Below are 15792 nucleotides of genomic sequence, written 5' to 3' on the forward strand. Positions count from 1 at the left end.
CAAAGGGGCCCGAGGGTGACCACCGAGATCTACCGTGACGCTTGGGGCGTTCCGCATCTGCGCGCCGGCAGCGCCCACGCCCTCGCCCGCCTCCAGGGAACCGTCACCGCCCGCGACCGCGCCTGGCAACTGGAGGTCGAACGGCACCGGGCACGCGGCACGTCGGCGTCCTTCCTCGGCTCCGAGGCCCTCCCCTGGGACCGGTTCGTGCGCCGCGCCCGCCTCGACGACACGGCCAGACGCTGCTTCGACGAGCTGGAGAGACAGGACCTGGAGACGGCCGACTGGGTCCGGGCCTACGTGGACGGCGTCAACGAGGGACTGGCTGCCTGCGACGCCCCCGAGTTCACCCGCGTCGGCCTCGCGCCCGGCCGCTGGGAACCCTGGACCCCGCTCGCCGTCTGGCTGGCCACACACATCCTGTTCGCCGGATTCCCCGCCAAACTGTGGCGCGAGGAGGCCGTCCGGCACCTCGGCCCCGAGGCGGTCGGCCTGTTCGCCACCGACGGGCCCGGCACCTCCGGCAGCAACGGCTGGCTCGTCGACGGGGCGCGGACGGTCACCGGGCAGGCGGTCATCGCCGGCGACCCGCACCGCTTCATCGAGGATCCCGGCGTCTACCAGCAGATCCGCCTGGCCTGCGACGAGTTCGACGTTGTCGGACTCGCCGTGCCCGGCATCCCCGGCATCGCCCACTTCGGCCACACCACCACGGTCGCCTGGGCCATCACCAACGCCATGGCCGACTACCAGGACCTCTACCGCGAACGGCTGCGCCGCACCGGCGCGGGCGTCGAGGCGCTCGGCCCGGACGGCACCTGGCGACGGGTCGCCCGGCACACCGAACTCGTGCGGGTGGCGGGTGAGGAGACCGTCGAGGTGGAGGTGCTGGAGACCGAGCGGGGCCCGGTGATCGCGGGCGGCCCGGAAGGCCTCGACGACGGCACCCCGCTCGCGCTCGCCCTGCGCCATCCGCCCCGCGTCACCGCCGACCTGGGCTTCCGGGCCCTCCTCCCGCTGCTCCGGGCCCGCCGGGTCGCCGACGTGGACCGCGCCTTCGACCTCTGGGTCGAGCCCGTCAACGTCGTCCAGGCCGCCGACACCGAGGGCGGCCTGCTGCACCGGGTCGCGGGCCGGGTTCCGCTGCGCGCCGAGGAGAACGGCACCCGGCTGGTGCCCGCCTGGGAACCCGGCCACGAGTGGACCGGCTGGCACGAGATGCCCCGCGCGGGACTGGCCGACGGTGTGGCGGTGATGGCCAACCAGCGGGGCCCCGCCGGGACGCTGGGCGTCGAGTTCGCCCCGCCGCACCGCGCCGACCGCATCCGGGCGCTGCTCGGCGGGCGTCGGCGATGGTCCGCGTCCGACATGCCGGCCGTCCACACCGACACCTACCTGGCCTCCGCCGCGCCACTGCTGGAACGGCTGGCCGCGCTCGAGGACCTGACCGGGCCGGCCGCCGGGTTCCGCGACCGCCTGCTGCGCTGGGACCGCCGGATGGACGCCGACAGCCAGGACGCGGCGCGGTTCGCGGCCCTGCGCGGCGCCCTGGTCCGCCGCCTCGCCGCCCACCCGGCGTTCGCGGCCCTCGCCACCCCGCCCGCCTACCCGGAGGTGTTCCTCCCCTGGCTGGCCCTCCTCCCGCGGATCGGATTCGCCCTCGAACACCTCCTGCGCGCCGAGCGGCTGTACGGCGTCGACCGGACGGCGCTCGTACGGGAGGCCGTCGAGGAGGTCGCCGGCCGGCCCGCCGCCCGCTGGGGCGACACCCACCGGCTGGCCCCCTGGCAGGCGCTGCCGGACGCCGGACGGCACGCCCCGGCCCTCGCCGGTGACCACGACTGCGTGCTGTGCACCTCGTCCGTGCCCGGCTGGACCGACCTCGCCGCGCGCGGCCCGGCCGCCCGTTACGTGTGGGACCTGGCCCGCCGCGAGGACAGCCTGTGGGTCGTCCCGTACGGCGCGTCCGGCCTCCCCGGCCACCCCCACCACCACGACCAGCTCCCCCTGTGGCTCAGGGGCGAACTGGCCCCGGTCGTCACCGACTGGGCACTGCTGACGAAGGAGAGCGACGATGAGTGACCGCCGGGACGCCCGGGACGGCCGGGACAGCCGGGACGGCAGCGACGCCCGGGACCTCCGGGGTGCCTATGTGCACGAGCAGGTGATCGACGGGTTCGGGACCGTCGCGATCCGGCCGCTCGACGCCGAGGGCGACGCGGACGTCGTCCACGGCTGGGTGGACGAGGAGCGGGCCGCGTTCTGGGGCATGAACGGACTGACGCGGGACCAGGTCGCCGAGATCTACACCCACATGGCCGGCCTCGACACCCATCACGCCTTCCTGACCGAGCTGGACGGCGAACCCGTCGCCCTCCTCCAGACGTACGAACCGAGCGAGGACCGGGTGGGCGCGTGCTACCCGGTCGAACCCGGGGACATCGGCGTCCACGTCCTCATCGCGCCGGCCGGCGGGCGCGGGGCGCGGCCGGGCTGGTCGGCGGCCCTGATGGGCGCGTTCGCGTCGTACGTGCTGGTCGGCCTGGACCGGTCGCGCGTCGTGGTGGACCCCGACGTGCGCAACGAGAAGGCGGTGGTCCGCTTCCTCCGGCAGGGCTTCGAGGAGGGGCCGGTCGTCACCCTGCCCGAGATCGACCTGCCGGACGTGTACCTGCCGGAGAAGAAGGCGCAACTGGCGTTCCTGCGCCGGGAGGTAGCGTTCCCCGGGTGACCTCACCGCTCACCCCCGAAGACCTCGTCGCGCGGTACGGCCTGGAGCCGATCCCCCGTGAGGGCGGCCTGTTCCGCCGTACCTGGGCGGGTCCGGAGGGGCCGGACGGCCGCCCGGCCGGCTCCGCGATCGTCGCGCTGCTCACCGCCGACGATTTCTCGGCCCTGCACCGCCTGCCCACCGACGAGGTCTGGCACTTCTACCTCGGCGACCCGCTCACGCTGCTGCTCCTCGCCCCCGACGGCACCTCCCGTACGGCGGTGCTCGGCCCGGACGTCCTCGGCGGGCAGCAGCCGCAGCTCACCGTGCCCGCGCGCACCTGGATGGGCGCGCGGGTGGCCGCCGGGGGTGCCTGGACCTTCTTCGGCTGCACGATGGCCCCCGGCTTCACCTACGGGGACTACGAACACGGCGACGCGGCCGACCTCGCGGCGCGGCACCCGGACCGGGCCGCCCTCATCACGGAACTGTGCCGTCCATGACGTTGCTGGCGGGCCGGGTGGCCCTGATCACGGGTGCGGGCGGAGGGATCGGGCGCGGCATCGCGCTGCGGTTCGCCCAGGAGGGCGCGGCGGTGGCGCTCCACTGCCGTACGGGGACCGAGGCGGCCCACGCCCTCGCCGGGGAGATCGCCGACGGGACCGGGGCGCGGGCCGTCGTCCTGGCCGGCGCCGATCTGACCGTCGAGGCGGAGTGCCGCGAGGTGGTGGCCCAGGCCGCCGAGTGGGGCGGCGGACGGCTCGACGCGTTGGTGAACAACGTCGGCGTACAGCCGGTGCAGGATCTGCCCTCGATGACGGCGGCCGACTGGCGGGCGGTCGTCGACACCAACCTGACCAGCGTGTTCGCCTGTACGCAGGCGGCGGCGGAGGTGATGCGGGAGCGCGGTGGGAGCATCACCCACATCGCCTCCGTCGAAGCGGCGAGACCCGCTCCCGGGCACGCCCACTACGCCGCCTCCAAGGCCGCGGTCGTGATGCACGCGCGGGCGGCGGCACAGGAGTACGGGGCGTCCGGCATCCGCGTGAACACGGTCTCGCCCGGGCTGATCGACCGGGAAGGACTGGCCGAGGCGTGGCCCGACGGGGTGCGGCGGTGGCGGGAGGCGGTCGCGGTCGGCCGGCTGGGGCGCCCGGAGGACGTCGGCGACGCCTGCGTCTTCCTGGCCTCGCCGCTCGCGTCCTGGATCACCGGACACGATCTGGTGGTGGACGGCGGGGTGTCGGCGCGGCCCACCTGGTGAACCGGATGCCCCGTGCATGCGTACGTATCTCCGAGCACACGAGTGTCGAGTCCCAGGCAAGGCGGAGCGGTGACGTGAGCGAAGGGCGAGATGGCGGACGACACGAAGGCGGGCGGCACGACAGCCGGGGACACGACAGCCGGGGACACGGCGGCGGCCGGCGGCGGCTTCAGGGGCTGGTGCTGCTGGGCACCGTGCTGGTCCTGCTCCTCCTCGGCGGCGCGCCGGCCTCTGCGCACGCAGCCCTCCGGGGTGCCGACCCCGCGGACGGAAGCGTCGTCCGGACGGCCCCCGACGCCATCACCCTCACCTTCACCGAGTCCGTAGGACTGCTCGACGACTCCTTCCGCGTGTTCGACCCCGACAACCGGCGGATCGACACGGGCGAGGCGGGTCACGCGGACGGCCGCGCCGACACGGCACGGGTCGAGCTCCCCGCGAAGCTCGGCACCGGCACGTTCACGGTGGCCTGGCGCGTGGTCTCGGCGGACAGCCACCCGATCGCCGGCGCCTTCACCTTCTCGGTGGGCACGCCGTCCGCGACCCCGCCGCTCCTGCCCAGCACCTCGGTGGAGAACCCCGTCACCGGCGGCCTCTTCAACATCGGCCGCTACGTCGCCTACCTCGCCGCGGCGCTCCTCATCGGCACCGCCGCCTTCATCGCCGTCTGCCGCCCGCCCGACGTGCGGCCGCTGCGCGGGCTGCTGGCGGCCGGCTGGTGGGCGCTGGCCGGATCGACGGTGTTCCTGCTGCTGCTCCGCGGCCCCTACGAGACCGGCAGCGGCCCCGCGCGGGCCCTGGACCCGTCGAACCTGACCCGCACGCTGGGCACCCGGCCGGGACTGGCCCTGGTGGCGCGCCTCGTGCTGCTCGCGGCGGTCGCGGCTCTTCTCCTGTGGCGGCGCAAGGCCCTCCGGAAAAGCGGGCGCTCGTCCCGCGCGGTGCTGCCGACCGGCGTCGCGCTGGCCCTGGGCCTGGCGCTGACCTGGGCCGCCGCCGAACACGCGTCGGCCGGTATCCAGGTCCCGGCGGCGATGACGTCCACGGTGCTGCACCTGCTGGCGATGGCGGTGTGGCTGGGCGGCCTGGCGGCCCTGCTCACCCTGTTCCACCGGGCGTCCGTACCGTCGCGCGTGGTCGGCCGCTTCTCACAGCTGGCGGGCCTGTCGGTGAGCGTCCTGGTGGTGACGGGCGTCTACCAGTCCTGGCGTGGCCTCGGCTCGATGTCCGCCCTGACGGACACCACCTACGGGCGGGTCCTGCTGGCCAAGCTGGCCGCGGTGACGCTGCTGCTGCTCGCGGGGGCCCGGTCGCGGCGGACGGTGACAAGGGAAAGGACGGCGAGGAGCGTGACGGTGGAGACTGCCGAGACCCGTGAGGCTGCCGGGACAGGTGAGACTGCTGCCGGGACGCGGGACGCGCGGGTGCCGGAGCCGGTGGGCGGCCGGGCCGAAGGCGCGGCGGACGGCCTGGCGGGACACCGGGTGGACGGTACGGTCGACGGCCCGGCGGGAGACGGGCCGGACGCCGCGGCCGACGCCCCGGTGGGCGGCCCGCCGCTGCCCGACAAGCCCCGGCCACCGGCCGGTGGGGCCCTCACGCCGGCCGAGGACGCCCAACGCCGGGCGCTGCGCCGTTCCGTGCTGGCCGAGGTCGTCGTCTCCGTCGTCGTCCTCGTCTTCACCACCGTGCTGACGGGCACCCTGCCGGGCCGGGCGGCCGCCGAGGCGGCGACGGCGGAACAGTCCGCCGGACTGCCCGTGGCCTCCGTGACCACCATCCCCTTCAGCATCGGCACCGGCGATCCCGGCGTTCGGGGGGCCAGCGGAAAGGTGCAGGTCACCCTCGACCCGGGCCGGGTCGGCGACAACGGCCTCCAGGCCGTGGTCTACGGCCCCGACGGCGGCTTCGTCAGCATCCCCGAACTGCGTGTCTCCTTCAGCCTGCCCGGCCAGGACATCGGCCCCCTCGACGCCAAGGTCACCGACCGGGGCGGCTACTGGGGCGCCGCCGCGGTCAATCTGCCGCTGCCCGGCACCTGGGAGATGAAGGTGACCGTACGGGTGACGGAGACCGACCAGGTGAGCGAGTCGAAGCCGGTGGAGATCGTGCGCTGAGCCGGAGCCGCCCCACGCGGGCCGGGCCGGTCAGCGCACCGGCTCGGGAGTGGCGTGACGGGCCGCGAGGGCACGTTCCTCCTCCTCGAGCCGGCGGGAGCACCGGGCGTCCGGGTCGTAGGCGACCGCCGTGCTCACACAGGTGCAGAACACCCGGGCGTCGCGGGTGACGCGGCTGGTGACGCGGAACGTCGAGCGGCGCAGGTCACCGATGGTCGTGGTGATGGTGACCGGCTCCGGCTGGAGGACGAGGGGTTCCGTGTAGTCGAGTTCGTGGCGTGCGTAGACGAACCTCGGGCGGATCTCCTGTCCGGGCAGGCCGGGGCGCAGATAGAACATGTCGATATGGGCGTCCTGGATCATCTCCAGCAGCCGGACGTTGTTCACGTGGTGCATCGAGTCCAGGTCGCTCATGCGTACCTGGCGGAGATAGAGATGGGGCCGGGACTCCGGCACCTCGGGGGGCGTGCGCCCGGTGCCGGTACGGCGGATGTCGGACGTCAGGGTGTCGGACGTCAGGGTGTCGGTCAGGGTCACGGTGTCACTCCTCGGAACAGCGGAACAGGGGTCCCGGCCGCCTGGCCGGTACGCGGTACCGGTGCCGGGGCTACAGGGACTGCGGGGCTACAGGGCCCGCTCGATCAGGTCGGCCGCGGCTCCCGCCCCGCCGGCCGCCGCGATCTCCCGGCGCATGGCGGACACGCCCGCGCGGATGTCCCGGTCGGACGAGACCCGCAGGACGGCCTCGCGCAGCGCCTCGGGGGTGACGCTCTCGCGCGGCAGGTGCACACCCAGCCGGAGGCGTTCGATCCGGTCGGCGTTGACCCGCTGCTCGGCCATCTGCGGGACCGCGACCAGCGGGACGCCGTAGTGCAGGGCCTCCATCGTGCCGCCCATCCCGGCGTGGGTGACGAAGGCGTCCGCGTGCGCGAGCACGGCCAGCTGGGGCACGTGGGGATGGACCTCGACGTTGGCGGGCAGCGGCCCGAGCCCGTCCGGCGGGACGGCGCCGACGGACATGACCACATGCCAGGGCAGCTCGGCGAACGCCTGGACGCAGGACCGGTAGAACTCCGGCCGCCGGGTGAACTGGGAGCCCAGCGAGACCAGCAGGACGGGCACGTCGGGCCGCGGCGGCTGCCAGGAGCCCTGGTAGGAGCGGTCCCCGAGCGCCGGCCCGACATAGGCGACGCGCTGTGCCGCGACGGTGTCCGCCCTGCGCTGGAAGCTCCGCGGGAAGAACGCGACGGCGTGCGCGGGCCGTACGAGGTCCAGGATCCGCGCGGCCTCGATCCCCTGGTCGGCGAAGGCCGCCGCCAGTCGCGCGAAGCCCGGCAGCTGCGGGAGGCCGGGCACACCGAAGAACTCGGGGACGATGCCGTCGTAGGCGAGGTGGGTGGGCGACGCCACGACGGTCGGCACCTGCCAGCGCGCTCCCAGCAGCAGGCCCGCGAAGGCGTAGATGTCGCAGAGCACCAGGTCGGGACGGTCCTTGTCGAACGCCCGGGTCAGGGCGGGCAGGGCCGCCAGCGCCACCTCGACGACCCGCGCGAACCCCTCGCCCATGTCCTCCGGCGCGTCCGAGCCGTCGCCCGCGTCCGGGTACAGCACGGGCTCGGCCCCGGCCGCCTTCACCTGGTGCATGAAGTCCTCGGTGACGGCGTAACTGACCCGGTGCCCACGCCGCACGAGCTCCTCGACGACCCCCAGGGTCGGATTCACATGCCCGTGCATCGGAACGTTGAACACGGCGATGTGCGCGGGGATGTGCGCGGGATTCGGATGAGTACCAGGCACGACACACCACTCCTGTCCGGCACGGAGCCGGGGCGGGGGACTCGGGAAGGGGGCGCCCGAACGGCGGACGCGGAGTCCCGATTAAAGGCGCTCCGACACCGTTCCTGACCGCAAACCTGCGGCAGTGTCACCCCATCAGGGAGCCTCCACGGCCGCGCGTTGACACCTGCGGAACACCTGAGGGGTACCTGGCGGCACGGCTGATGACGCGGCACACGTGACCGCCGGTCCGATCGGCCGTTGGGGGTACAGGACGTCGTCCCCCAGCAGCCGGCCCACGACAGGACCGGCCCACGCCACGGACGGCCCACGACAGGAGCAGTCTCATGCCCGGATCGCATCTGCCCTTGATGGAAGAGGGGATGGCCCGCTGGCCGTTCGGCCCGCCCAACGCCGGGATCGCCCTGGACCTCGCGGGCGCCCCACCGTCGTTGGACGAGCTGCGGGCGTTGGTGGAGGAACGCTGGAAGGCGCTGCCCAGGCTCACCCAGACCCTGGTCGCACCCGGCGGCGCCCGGACCGGCCTGGCCTGGTGGACCGGCCGGCACCGCTGGGCGCGGCGGGACGGCCACGGCCTGGGCCGGCAGGTCGACAGCGCGGACCTCACCCTCCGCGACGCGGTCCGGCTGTGGTTCCACACGCCGTTCCCCGCCGACCGGCCGCCGTGGAGCCTCCACCTGCTGCGCGGGGCGGCGGAGGGGGAGTTCTCCCTGCTCTTCCGGATGCACCACAGCCTGCTCGACGGCCGTTCCCTGACGACCCTGCTGCGCGCCCTCTTCGACGACGGAGGCCCGCTGGACGGCGCCGCGTCCCTGGCCGTGCCCGGCCCCCGGCGACGGACGGTCCGCCCGGGACCGGCGGGGGGAGGTCCGCCGGGCCTGCTGACCACGGGCCGCGCGGTGCCGCTGCCGCACCGGGGACCGCGGGAGCCCGCGTACACCGTCGTACGGCTGCGCGCCGACGTCCTGCGGGCCGCCCGCGCGGCCGTCTCGGTGGGGACGGACGGCGGCTCACCGCGCCCGGCGACCACCAACGAGGTGTTCCTGGCGACGGTCTCCGGAGTCCTGCGCGCCCGCCTGTCGGCCACGGACTCCGCGTTCGCCGCCGCGTCAGCCGACGGTGGCCCGGCCGCCGACGCACGGCAGGTGTGGCTGTCGGTCCCGGTCGACGAACGGCCCGACGACTGCGGTGAGTTCCTCGGCAACGCGTTCGCCAACGTCCGGGTCCCCGCGCCGGTGACGCTCTCCGACCCGGCGGCCCGGCTGACCGCCTGCACCGGCCTGCTGACCACCGTCACCCGGCCCCGCCGCACCGCCGAGAAACTGGTCGAGGGCACGCTCGCGGCGGTCCCCGGGGCGACCCTGGCGCTGGCCGGCGGAAAGATCTTCGCCCCCGCCTACGCGCCGGCGGCCTGCTCCTACGTCCATCTGCGCGAGCAGAGCCAGACCCTGGCCGGACGGCCGCTGCGCCGGCTCACCATCGTCCCGATGGTGCCCCCGGCGGACACGGTCACCTTCGCGCTGGGCGGCTGCGCCAAGGGCCACACGCTGAGCGTCGCCACCAACTCGGGCAGCCAGGACGCGGGCCTGCTGGCGGAGGCGTTCCTCGACGAGCTGACGCTGCTCGCCGAGGGGGCCGGCTGACCCGGCGGGACCGCGCATGTCGAAGGGCCCCACCGTTCACGATGGGGCCCTTCGGCGTGCGTGGAACCGGTACGGCCCGTGGCCGCCGACTGCGAGGCCACTGTCACCGGCCGGGACTAGCTCGCCTGGCGTCGAGCCGCACCCGTGCCGGAGAAGGATGCCTGCGCATCCTCGCTCAGGAGGAACTCGTCCTCCCCGAAGTCCGGGGCCTGGAAGGGGTTGGTCGTCGGAGGCGGCGATGCCGCGGTGGCATAGCGAGTCGCCCCTTCCGGAGCGGAGAACAGCGAGGTCGGTTCGATGAGAGGTCTCCCATTCGTTACAGGGCCGTAGAGGGACCTGCGGTGCCGTGACCGGGCACAGCGGTTCTACAGCTTGCTCATCTTGGTGTACGGGCTCAAGATCCGCATCTGCGCCGAACCGAAATCCACGAGTGCCGCGATTCCGTCCTCGATGCCGATCACGCGGCCGAGGCCGTACATGTCGTGCGTGACCTGGTCGCCCACCTCGAAGTGCTTGGGGGACGGCGCGGCCGGGGCCTTGAAGGGACTGGTGGGCAAGTAACGCTTCGGTGCCGTTGGCTTTGTCATTGCCTCCAGTATGGGCCTGGATGCGCCGCTCGGAGCGGCCGTCTTTCCCCGCTGTTCGTCACAGACCCGGACAGCGATCACCGCTCCGGCCGCAAAGCGGCCGACCATGCGCCCCTGACCTGGGCCTTCGCCGACAGGTCGGCGAAAGCGCCCGCCGGACCCCGGCACAGACCGTTACCTTCACAAGTCCACTTCGCGCCCCGGACCCCGGGCACGTGGTGACATCCGGTACGCGGTGCCCCGACTCTCCGCGTCCGGTCGCTCGGGGATCGGCCTCCGCCGATCACGAGGGTCGCACCCGCCCGGGACGGCATCCGTGACGGCGGACGACGAAGGGCCCCACCGCGAACGGTGGGGCCCTTCGACATCGTGCCCGGTGAGGCACTGGCGGAGGATACGAGATTCGAACTCGTGAGGGGTTGCCCCCAACACGCTTTCCAAATGTTCGTCTGGGGGTTCGGGGATGTGCGGGGATGTCCTGACCTGCGGTGCAGCTGGTCCGGTCGGGGGTCCTGAACGGTGCTGTACGCCGGTGAATGCAACCAGAACTGCAACCACGGAAGTGGAGCAGCGTGAGCGTGCCAGCTTCTGCTCGTGGTTCCTGGTCAGCGGGGAATCGCCTTTACTCCCCGCTCTGAGACCAGGCAGCGGTGAGCGCAGTGACCGGGTCACTTCCTACTGGCTACTTCTGATCGGACGCGGTTGCGGCCGACAGCCCTGTTTCGGGCGTCAGGTAGCCGATCCCGGCATCCACGATCCACTCGGCAGCCGTGGCATCGAGTTTCCACGGGCTCTCCAACAGCGTGGAACGCAGAATATCGCGGTCCTCCACGGAGGGCGGCTCGACGCCCAGTCTCTCCCTGCGCTCCCCGTTAGAACCCCAATGGGGCTCGGTCGCATCGTCAAGGACGCGAATGAAGCGTTCGACGCGGTCGGGCCATGTGGGATGCGCCCACCACTGGGAGCAGGCCAGGGCACCGTGGCAGGCGGTGCGGAGGAGGCCGAATCGGACGCCCTTGTCCTCCATCTGTCCGGTAAAGCCGCTGAGGGCCCGATCCGCGTGGTCCTCGTACTCTTCGAGGTCTTCCCTGGAGCGAGCCAACTCGCCGAGAGTCATCCCGGTGGGGAGCCTGCGCTCAGCATTCGTCAGCCATCGGAAGATACGACCGACAAGGACGTCCATATCCTCCACGTCGGTCCCTTCCAGCGCGCTGCTGCTCGCCGAAATGATTCCGGACTCGATGCACCAACCCTTCAGACGTCGACGCACGGCATCCGTGGTGTAGCTGTTGATGCGCATCATGTCGCCGTCCGACAGTCGGCCTTCGGCGTGCCAATTCTCGATGCAGCTGTTCCGCCAGGCGCCGTTGGTGATGCCGATCGCCACGAGATCCAGCAACGTGGCCAGGTGGCTGGGGTCAACGCCGGCCTTGCTGCGAAGGGTCTCCTCCATGACCTCGTCGGTCATCATGGCCTGCGCTTCTTGAATCATGCGCTGCACCTCAGGGGACATGCCGTCGTCGTTAGCCATGCCAGGCGGCCTCTCGCGCGTCGTCGGGTGTGTGCAATTGAGGGTAAGGGTGAGCAGTGACAGTGGCCGACTGGCAACGGCACTTTGCGCTTTGCCTAGTTCGGCCGCCGCTCCTGAAGGGCACGGCCAGGGCGCGTGCTTTCGGGTTCTCAAGTTTGCTTTGCGGAATCAGCGATTGCGTCGGCGAGATGCCTTGGCTTGCTTCTGCCGCTTGCGCCGCGCTTCCGCCATCCGTCGCTGGGCTTTGAGCCTTGCAGTCTCTTCGGGAGTGCGCATCGCGAGGAGGAACGCAGCCTCTACTGCTGTCTCGTCGTCCAGTAGCCATGGAGGACACGTGCCGGTCAGGGCTTCGGTGTCTGCGTCCACGGCTTCCTTCAACGCGTCCAGCAGGTCCTCGCCGCGTTCGTACTCCAGCAGTTCGAGGGGATGGCCGTACACGCAGCCGGAACCGACCGGCGTCTCCCGGAACTCGCAGGAGTCGTAAGCGACGATGCCGCCCTTATGCCCGCGGGCTTCGCCAGACGGTATCTCTTCGCCATAGGAGTTGGCGCCTTGTCCGCGGCGGGCTTCCGGCCCTCCGAGGAAGGGGCAGACCATCGCGCTGTAGATCATGCATGACCGGTGCCCCGGGCCCTCCTGGGTTGGTGCCATGTTGAGGAACTTGTCACCGACTCCGCGTGAGAGCACTTCCGCCAACATCTCGGTTTCTTCGGTATCCACAACCCGCCACACCGGGCCGGGCGGCATCTCCCGGCCGCATACGGTGCATCTGCGCTGCGTCAGACAAAGGAACACACGTCTCATGCTCAGTGAGGCGAACTGGGGTATGCCTCCTTCCCACGGTGTGATCGCCGGGATGGGGTAGCCGCGAGGGTCACGTGGCCGAGCAGCAATTGCAGGAGGCATAGGCACATCGGAAGGGCGCATGTGACCCACAGTAGTTGCGCGATACTGCGTGCGACTGGCGATTGCTGAGACAGGCCACCTGGTAGGTCATCGATGCGCTCGAGTCGACGCCTGACGTTAGGTATAGGCCCGGCCATCTCGATCTGGCCATGGCCGACTCGCGCCCTTCTCACGCTGCCAGAGGCTGCCCAGACTGCCGTTCAGGACCTGGGGAAAGGGCTTCAATCATGGCTGGGCGTAGACAAGGTGCGGCTGCTCGCAGGCGGCGAGCAGCGCGGCTGAAGTCGGCGGCGGTCGGCGGTGGGCTGGCACTGGTCCTGCTGGTTGTCTTCTGGTCGGTCGTGTGGCCGTACCTCGTCGGGGTGTTGATCCTTGGCGGAGTCGCGGCGACTGGCTGGTGGCTGTGGCGTACGGATCGGCTCGTGCGCGGGCGGGACCGTCTGTGGCGGCAAGAAGAGGCGGTGAAGGCCGGTCACCGGACGCTCGCGGAGGTGGATGCGATGACCGGCACCGAGTTCGAGGAGCTGGTCGCGGAACTCTGTCGGCGGGACGGGTGCATGGAGGTCCGGCGGGTGGGCGGTGCGAACGACAACGGCGCTGACGTCGTCGGCCGCCTCCCGGACGGCCGGAGCGTGGTGATCCAGTGCAAGCGCTACGCGCCGACCAGCACGATCGCGAGCCGTGAACTGCGCGATCTGCTGGGCGCCAAGGTGCACTTCGCGGCTGACCTCGCCGTGTTCGTCACGACCACGCGGTTCAGCCGCCACTCAGAGAAGTTTGCGCTGCAGCACGGAATCCTTGCCGTGCACCGGGATCACCTCGGGCTGTGGAACAACGGGGCCTCTCTGCTGTCCCTGAGTGAGGTGAACGGCCAGGGGCAGGGCGACTCCCGTCACCGAGCGCGCTGGAAGCAGGCGTACGAGAAGTAACCGGCCTCGGGTAGAGCGAGGCCGGATCACGATCCTCGGCCACTTTGGTGCCGTACGCCTCCGGGCCGCGTAGGTAGAGCACGGCTGTACCGCCGTGCTCACCGTCATCCAGAATCCCTCGGCAAGGGGCTACCTGATCGCCACCATGCACGCCGGACAGGCAGCGGAGACCGTGTGCTTCACGGAGCTCGGGTTTCCGCGCTCGTCATCGTCGTCGGCCCGGATGCCGGGCCTGGCCGCTGCAACGTCTCGCCGGCGTCCCCTAGGCTGAAGAGAAGCGCCAGGATGGTCATGACGCCCACTGCCGCTCCGATCGCGCCCACCAGGTCTCCTCGGGTGGAGGCACCGGTATGGGTCCGCGTGGTGTGCTTGTAGACGGCGAGCCCGACGACGCAGCCAATGACGAGGAGCATCACGGCTTCGGAGGAGATCTGTACGGTCATCGCTGGCCTGCCTCGAAGAACTGCGGCCGACTGATCTTCCCGCTCGCCGCGAGCACGCGAGCGGTTCCGCGGAGCCGGCGCAGCTGTCCCTCGACCGCGCGGGCGCTCATACCGCCCAGCAGAGCGCCGATTTCGCGCTGGTTCAGCTCCGGGCGGCGCAGCATCAGCGTGCAGATGGCAGCAGCCTCCGGGGTGGCCTCGCTCAGTATCCGCCGCAGCGTGTCACGCGAGGCGACCGTTTCGGCGGGGTCGTCGAACAGGCTGAGTTGACCGGGGAACACGGCGTCGGTCTCGGTGAGGTTGAGGAGCCCGTAAGCCATCACCTTCACTTCCCGGCGCCGCTTCCGGGACCAGGTCTTGAAGACGTCGCCGAAGGCCATGACGCATCCGCCCACGAAGAAGGTGAACATGCTGGCGCCCTTGTCCGGGTTCCATTCGCCGCCGCGCAGCGAGCGCTCCAGGAAGCGGGGTGCGGCCGCCGTCACGCTGTCCACGGCCAGGGCTTCGCGTACCTCTGAGGTCCGGGCGAGGATGGACAGTTCGACCTCCGAGGCGTCGAAGGCCACGTTGTAGCGGTGGCAGTGATGGGAGATGGCGCCCGTGCGCATCCATGCCGTCAGGGTGCGGATGCCGTAGGTCCACAGCTCCTGGGCAAAGACGTCGTAGCGGGGGCCGCGGAACTCCACCCGCAGCAACTCGTCGTACAGCCTCCGGTCCTGAACGAGGGTCGGGGGAGGCGGATCGTCTCCGTCCTCGAATGGGATCTTCACCTTCAGCTCGGCCTCATCGCCACTGCTGATCATTTTGGGCAACACCAGTCCTCGTACCGTAGTTATAGATCTGGCGACTCATATGGATGCGAAGACTCGAGACCCCACACTTTGCTGCGACTTTTTTCTGGCCCTGCCGATAATTTCTTGGCGCTGTGCTTCGGCGGTCAGCGATGGCAGGACATGGAGCCTGCTCAGTGGGGTGGATCCGGAGCTGACGCTCGCGCACTGGGGTGCGGGATGTGCTGCAGCCCCTGGTTCTCTTCGACCTCGACAACACACTCGCGGACCGGCGGGGAACGCTCGCCGACTGGGCCGCCGAGTTCACCACCGAGCACGGTCTGGAGGACGAGGAGCAGGCGCACGTCCTAGGCATGGCGGCCGAGCGGGCCTATCTGTCTACCTTTGACATGATCCGGACCGGTACCGGCTGCCCATGTCGACGGCGGAGTTGTGGCGTGCGTACTGCAACGACATCTCGGCCTTGGTGTCGTGCCCAGCCGAGGTCCTCGACGGCTTGGACGAGCTGCGTGGGGCCGACTGGCGAGTGGGGGTGGCGACCAACGGCGCGGTGGACATCCAGCGCGCCATGCTGCGGGCCACGATATCGCCGAGAGTGTGGACGGCGTCTTCGTCTCCGAGGAGGCCGACGCGCGCAAACCGCAGACCCGGCACTTCGTCCTGGCAGCGGCCCGCTGCGGCACCGTGCTGGGCGACGGCTGTTGGATGGTCGGCGACAACCCGGTCAACGACGTAGGCGGCGGACGCTCCGCAGGGCTGAGCACCATCTGGATCGGCAACGACCGCTCCTGGCCGCCGGACGACGCCGGGCCGGACCACACGGTGCCGCATGCACGCGCCGCCATCGGCCTGCTGCTTCTGCACTCCGCCGGCCACACGAAGACCACGGCATGACAGACACGATCGGGCTGTTACACCCCGGCAGCATGGGCTCTGCCTTCGGCGCCCAACTGAGCGCCCGCGGCTACATCGTGCTGTGGTGCCCCGACGGACGCAGCGACACAACCCGTCGCCGGGCCGAGCGGGCGTGCCTCGAACCTGAGGCACTGCCCGAGCTCGTCTCCCGCTCCGACG

Annotated in this window: 15 protein-coding genes; 8 read left to right on the forward strand and 7 right to left on the reverse strand. The window is 71.6% G+C overall.

The genetic code is table 11. From position 1 onward, the window contains the following. The first annotated feature begins 15 nt into the window (after nt 1-15). From OG440_RS19225 to OG440_RS19245, 5 genes are all read left to right on the forward strand, one after another. Nucleotides 16-2082, forward strand: coding sequence for a penicillin acylase family protein (locus OG440_RS19225; protein WP_406008044.1), 2067 nt, complete (start codon nt 16-18; stop codon nt 2080-2082). Further along, on the forward strand, nt 2075-2731 hold the full coding sequence (locus OG440_RS19230) for a GNAT family N-acetyltransferase (RefSeq protein ID WP_406008045.1): 657 nt from the start codon (nt 2075-2077) through the stop codon (nt 2729-2731). The genes OG440_RS19225 and OG440_RS19230 overlap by 8 nt, the downstream gene beginning before the upstream one ends. Beyond that, nucleotides 2728-3213, forward strand: a complete 486-nt coding sequence (locus OG440_RS19235; RefSeq protein ID WP_406008046.1) for a cupin domain-containing protein — start codon at nt 2728-2730, stop codon at nt 3211-3213. Before OG440_RS19230 ends, OG440_RS19235 begins: the two co-directional genes overlap by 4 nt. Beyond that, complete coding sequence (locus tag OG440_RS19240; protein ID WP_406008047.1) at nt 3210-3974, forward strand: SDR family NAD(P)-dependent oxidoreductase; 765 nt, start codon at nt 3210-3212, stop codon at nt 3972-3974. Before OG440_RS19235 ends, OG440_RS19240 begins: the two co-directional genes overlap by 4 nt. Nucleotides 3975-4153: 179 nt before the next feature. Further along, nucleotides 4154-6091 (forward strand): copper resistance CopC/CopD family protein, encoded by a 1938-nt coding sequence (locus OG440_RS19245; protein ID WP_406011395.1) that lies wholly within the window; start codon nt 4154-4156, stop codon nt 6089-6091. A 30-nt stretch (nt 6092-6121) separates the two neighbouring features. On the opposite strand, the gene OG440_RS19250 is transcribed toward OG440_RS19245, so the two are convergent. After that, nucleotides 6122-6628 carry an acyl-CoA thioesterase gene (locus OG440_RS19250; protein ID WP_406008048.1) on the reverse strand — a complete coding sequence of 169 codons (507 nt, stop codon included), beginning with the start codon at nt 6626-6628 and terminating at the stop codon, nt 6122-6124. Between the two features lie 87 nt (nt 6629-6715). Continuing rightward, nucleotides 6716-7888, reverse strand: a complete 1173-nt coding sequence (locus OG440_RS19255; RefSeq protein WP_406008049.1) for a macrolide family glycosyltransferase — start codon at nt 7886-7888, stop codon at nt 6716-6718. Between the two features lie 326 nt (nt 7889-8214). On the opposite strand from OG440_RS19255, the gene OG440_RS19260 reads away from it, so the two are divergent. Beyond that, entirely contained in the window at nt 8215-9531 is a 1317-nt protein-coding gene (locus OG440_RS19260) for a wax ester/triacylglycerol synthase domain-containing protein (protein WP_406008050.1), read from the forward strand. A 365-nt stretch (nt 9532-9896) separates the two neighbouring features. Here OG440_RS19260 and OG440_RS19265 read toward each other — a convergent pair whose 3' ends face one another. The 3 genes from OG440_RS19265 to OG440_RS19275 form a co-directional block, all read right to left on the reverse strand. Beyond that, the gene (locus OG440_RS19265; protein ID WP_171398145.1) at nt 9897-10118 is read right to left on the reverse strand and encodes a hypothetical protein; all 222 of its coding nucleotides are present in this window, start codon (nt 10116-10118) and stop codon (nt 9897-9899) included. Nucleotides 10119-10800: 682 nt separating this feature from the next. Beyond that, entirely contained in the window at nt 10801-11649 is an 849-nt protein-coding gene (locus tag OG440_RS19270) for a hypothetical protein (RefSeq protein ID WP_406008051.1), read from the reverse strand. Between the two features lie 168 nt (nt 11650-11817). Beyond that, nucleotides 11818-12369, reverse strand: a complete 552-nt coding sequence (locus OG440_RS19275) for a hypothetical protein (RefSeq protein WP_406008052.1) — start codon at nt 12367-12369, stop codon at nt 11818-11820. Nucleotides 12370-12782: 413 nt separating this feature from the next. Between OG440_RS19275 and OG440_RS19280 the strand changes: the two genes are divergently transcribed. Continuing rightward, nucleotides 12783-13484: a restriction endonuclease gene (locus OG440_RS19280; RefSeq protein ID WP_406008053.1), complete on the forward strand. Its 702-nt coding sequence runs from the start codon at nt 12783-12785 to the stop codon at nt 13482-13484. Nucleotides 13485-13663: 179 nt separating this feature from the next. Here OG440_RS19280 and OG440_RS19285 read toward each other — a convergent pair whose 3' ends face one another. Both OG440_RS19285 and OG440_RS19290 read right to left on the reverse strand, forming a co-directional pair. Further along, nucleotides 13664-13927, reverse strand: a complete 264-nt coding sequence (locus tag OG440_RS19285; RefSeq protein WP_406008054.1) for a hypothetical protein — start codon at nt 13925-13927, stop codon at nt 13664-13666. Further along, nucleotides 13924-14739, reverse strand: a complete 816-nt coding sequence (locus OG440_RS19290; RefSeq protein ID WP_406008055.1) for a hypothetical protein — start codon at nt 14737-14739, stop codon at nt 13924-13926. Before OG440_RS19290 ends, OG440_RS19285 begins: the two co-directional genes overlap by 4 nt. Before the next feature lie 576 nt (nt 14740-15315). Here OG440_RS19290 and OG440_RS19295 point away from each other — a divergent pair. After that, nucleotides 15316-15612 carry an HAD family hydrolase gene (locus OG440_RS19295; protein ID WP_406008056.1) on the forward strand — a complete coding sequence of 99 codons (297 nt, stop codon included), beginning with the start codon at nt 15316-15318 and terminating at the stop codon, nt 15610-15612. The last annotated feature ends 180 nt before the right edge of the window (nt 15613-15792 follow it).

The sequence above is a fragment of the Streptomyces sp. NBC_00637 genome (assembly GCF_045161545.1).
In the GTDB taxonomy this organism is placed as follows: Bacteria; Actinomycetota; Actinomycetes; order Streptomycetales; family Streptomycetaceae; genus Streptomyces.

Excerpts from the sequence above, each read along its gene's own strand:
- OG440_RS19230 (WP_406008045.1), top strand. The coding sequence starts at position 2,075 with ATGAGTGACCGCCGGGACGCCCGGGACGGCCGGGACAGCCGGGACGGC.
- OG440_RS19240 (WP_406008047.1), top strand. The coding sequence starts at position 3,210 with ATGACGTTGCTGGCGGGCCGGGTGGCCCTGATCACGGGTGCGGGCGGA.
- OG440_RS19260 (WP_406008050.1), top strand. The coding sequence starts at position 8,215 with ATGCCCGGATCGCATCTGCCCTTGATGGAAGAGGGGATGGCCCGCTGG.
- OG440_RS19265 (WP_171398145.1), bottom strand. The coding sequence starts at position 10,118 with ATGACAAAGCCAACGGCACCGAAGCGTTACTTGCCCACCAGTCCCTTC.
- OG440_RS19270 (WP_406008051.1), bottom strand. The coding sequence starts at position 11,649 with ATGGCTAACGACGACGGCATGTCCCCTGAGGTGCAGCGCATGATTCAA.
- OG440_RS19280 (WP_406008053.1), top strand. The coding sequence starts at position 12,783 with ATGGCTGGGCGTAGACAAGGTGCGGCTGCTCGCAGGCGGCGAGCAGCG.
- OG440_RS19285 (WP_406008054.1), bottom strand. The coding sequence starts at position 13,927 with ATGACCGTACAGATCTCCTCCGAAGCCGTGATGCTCCTCGTCATTGGC.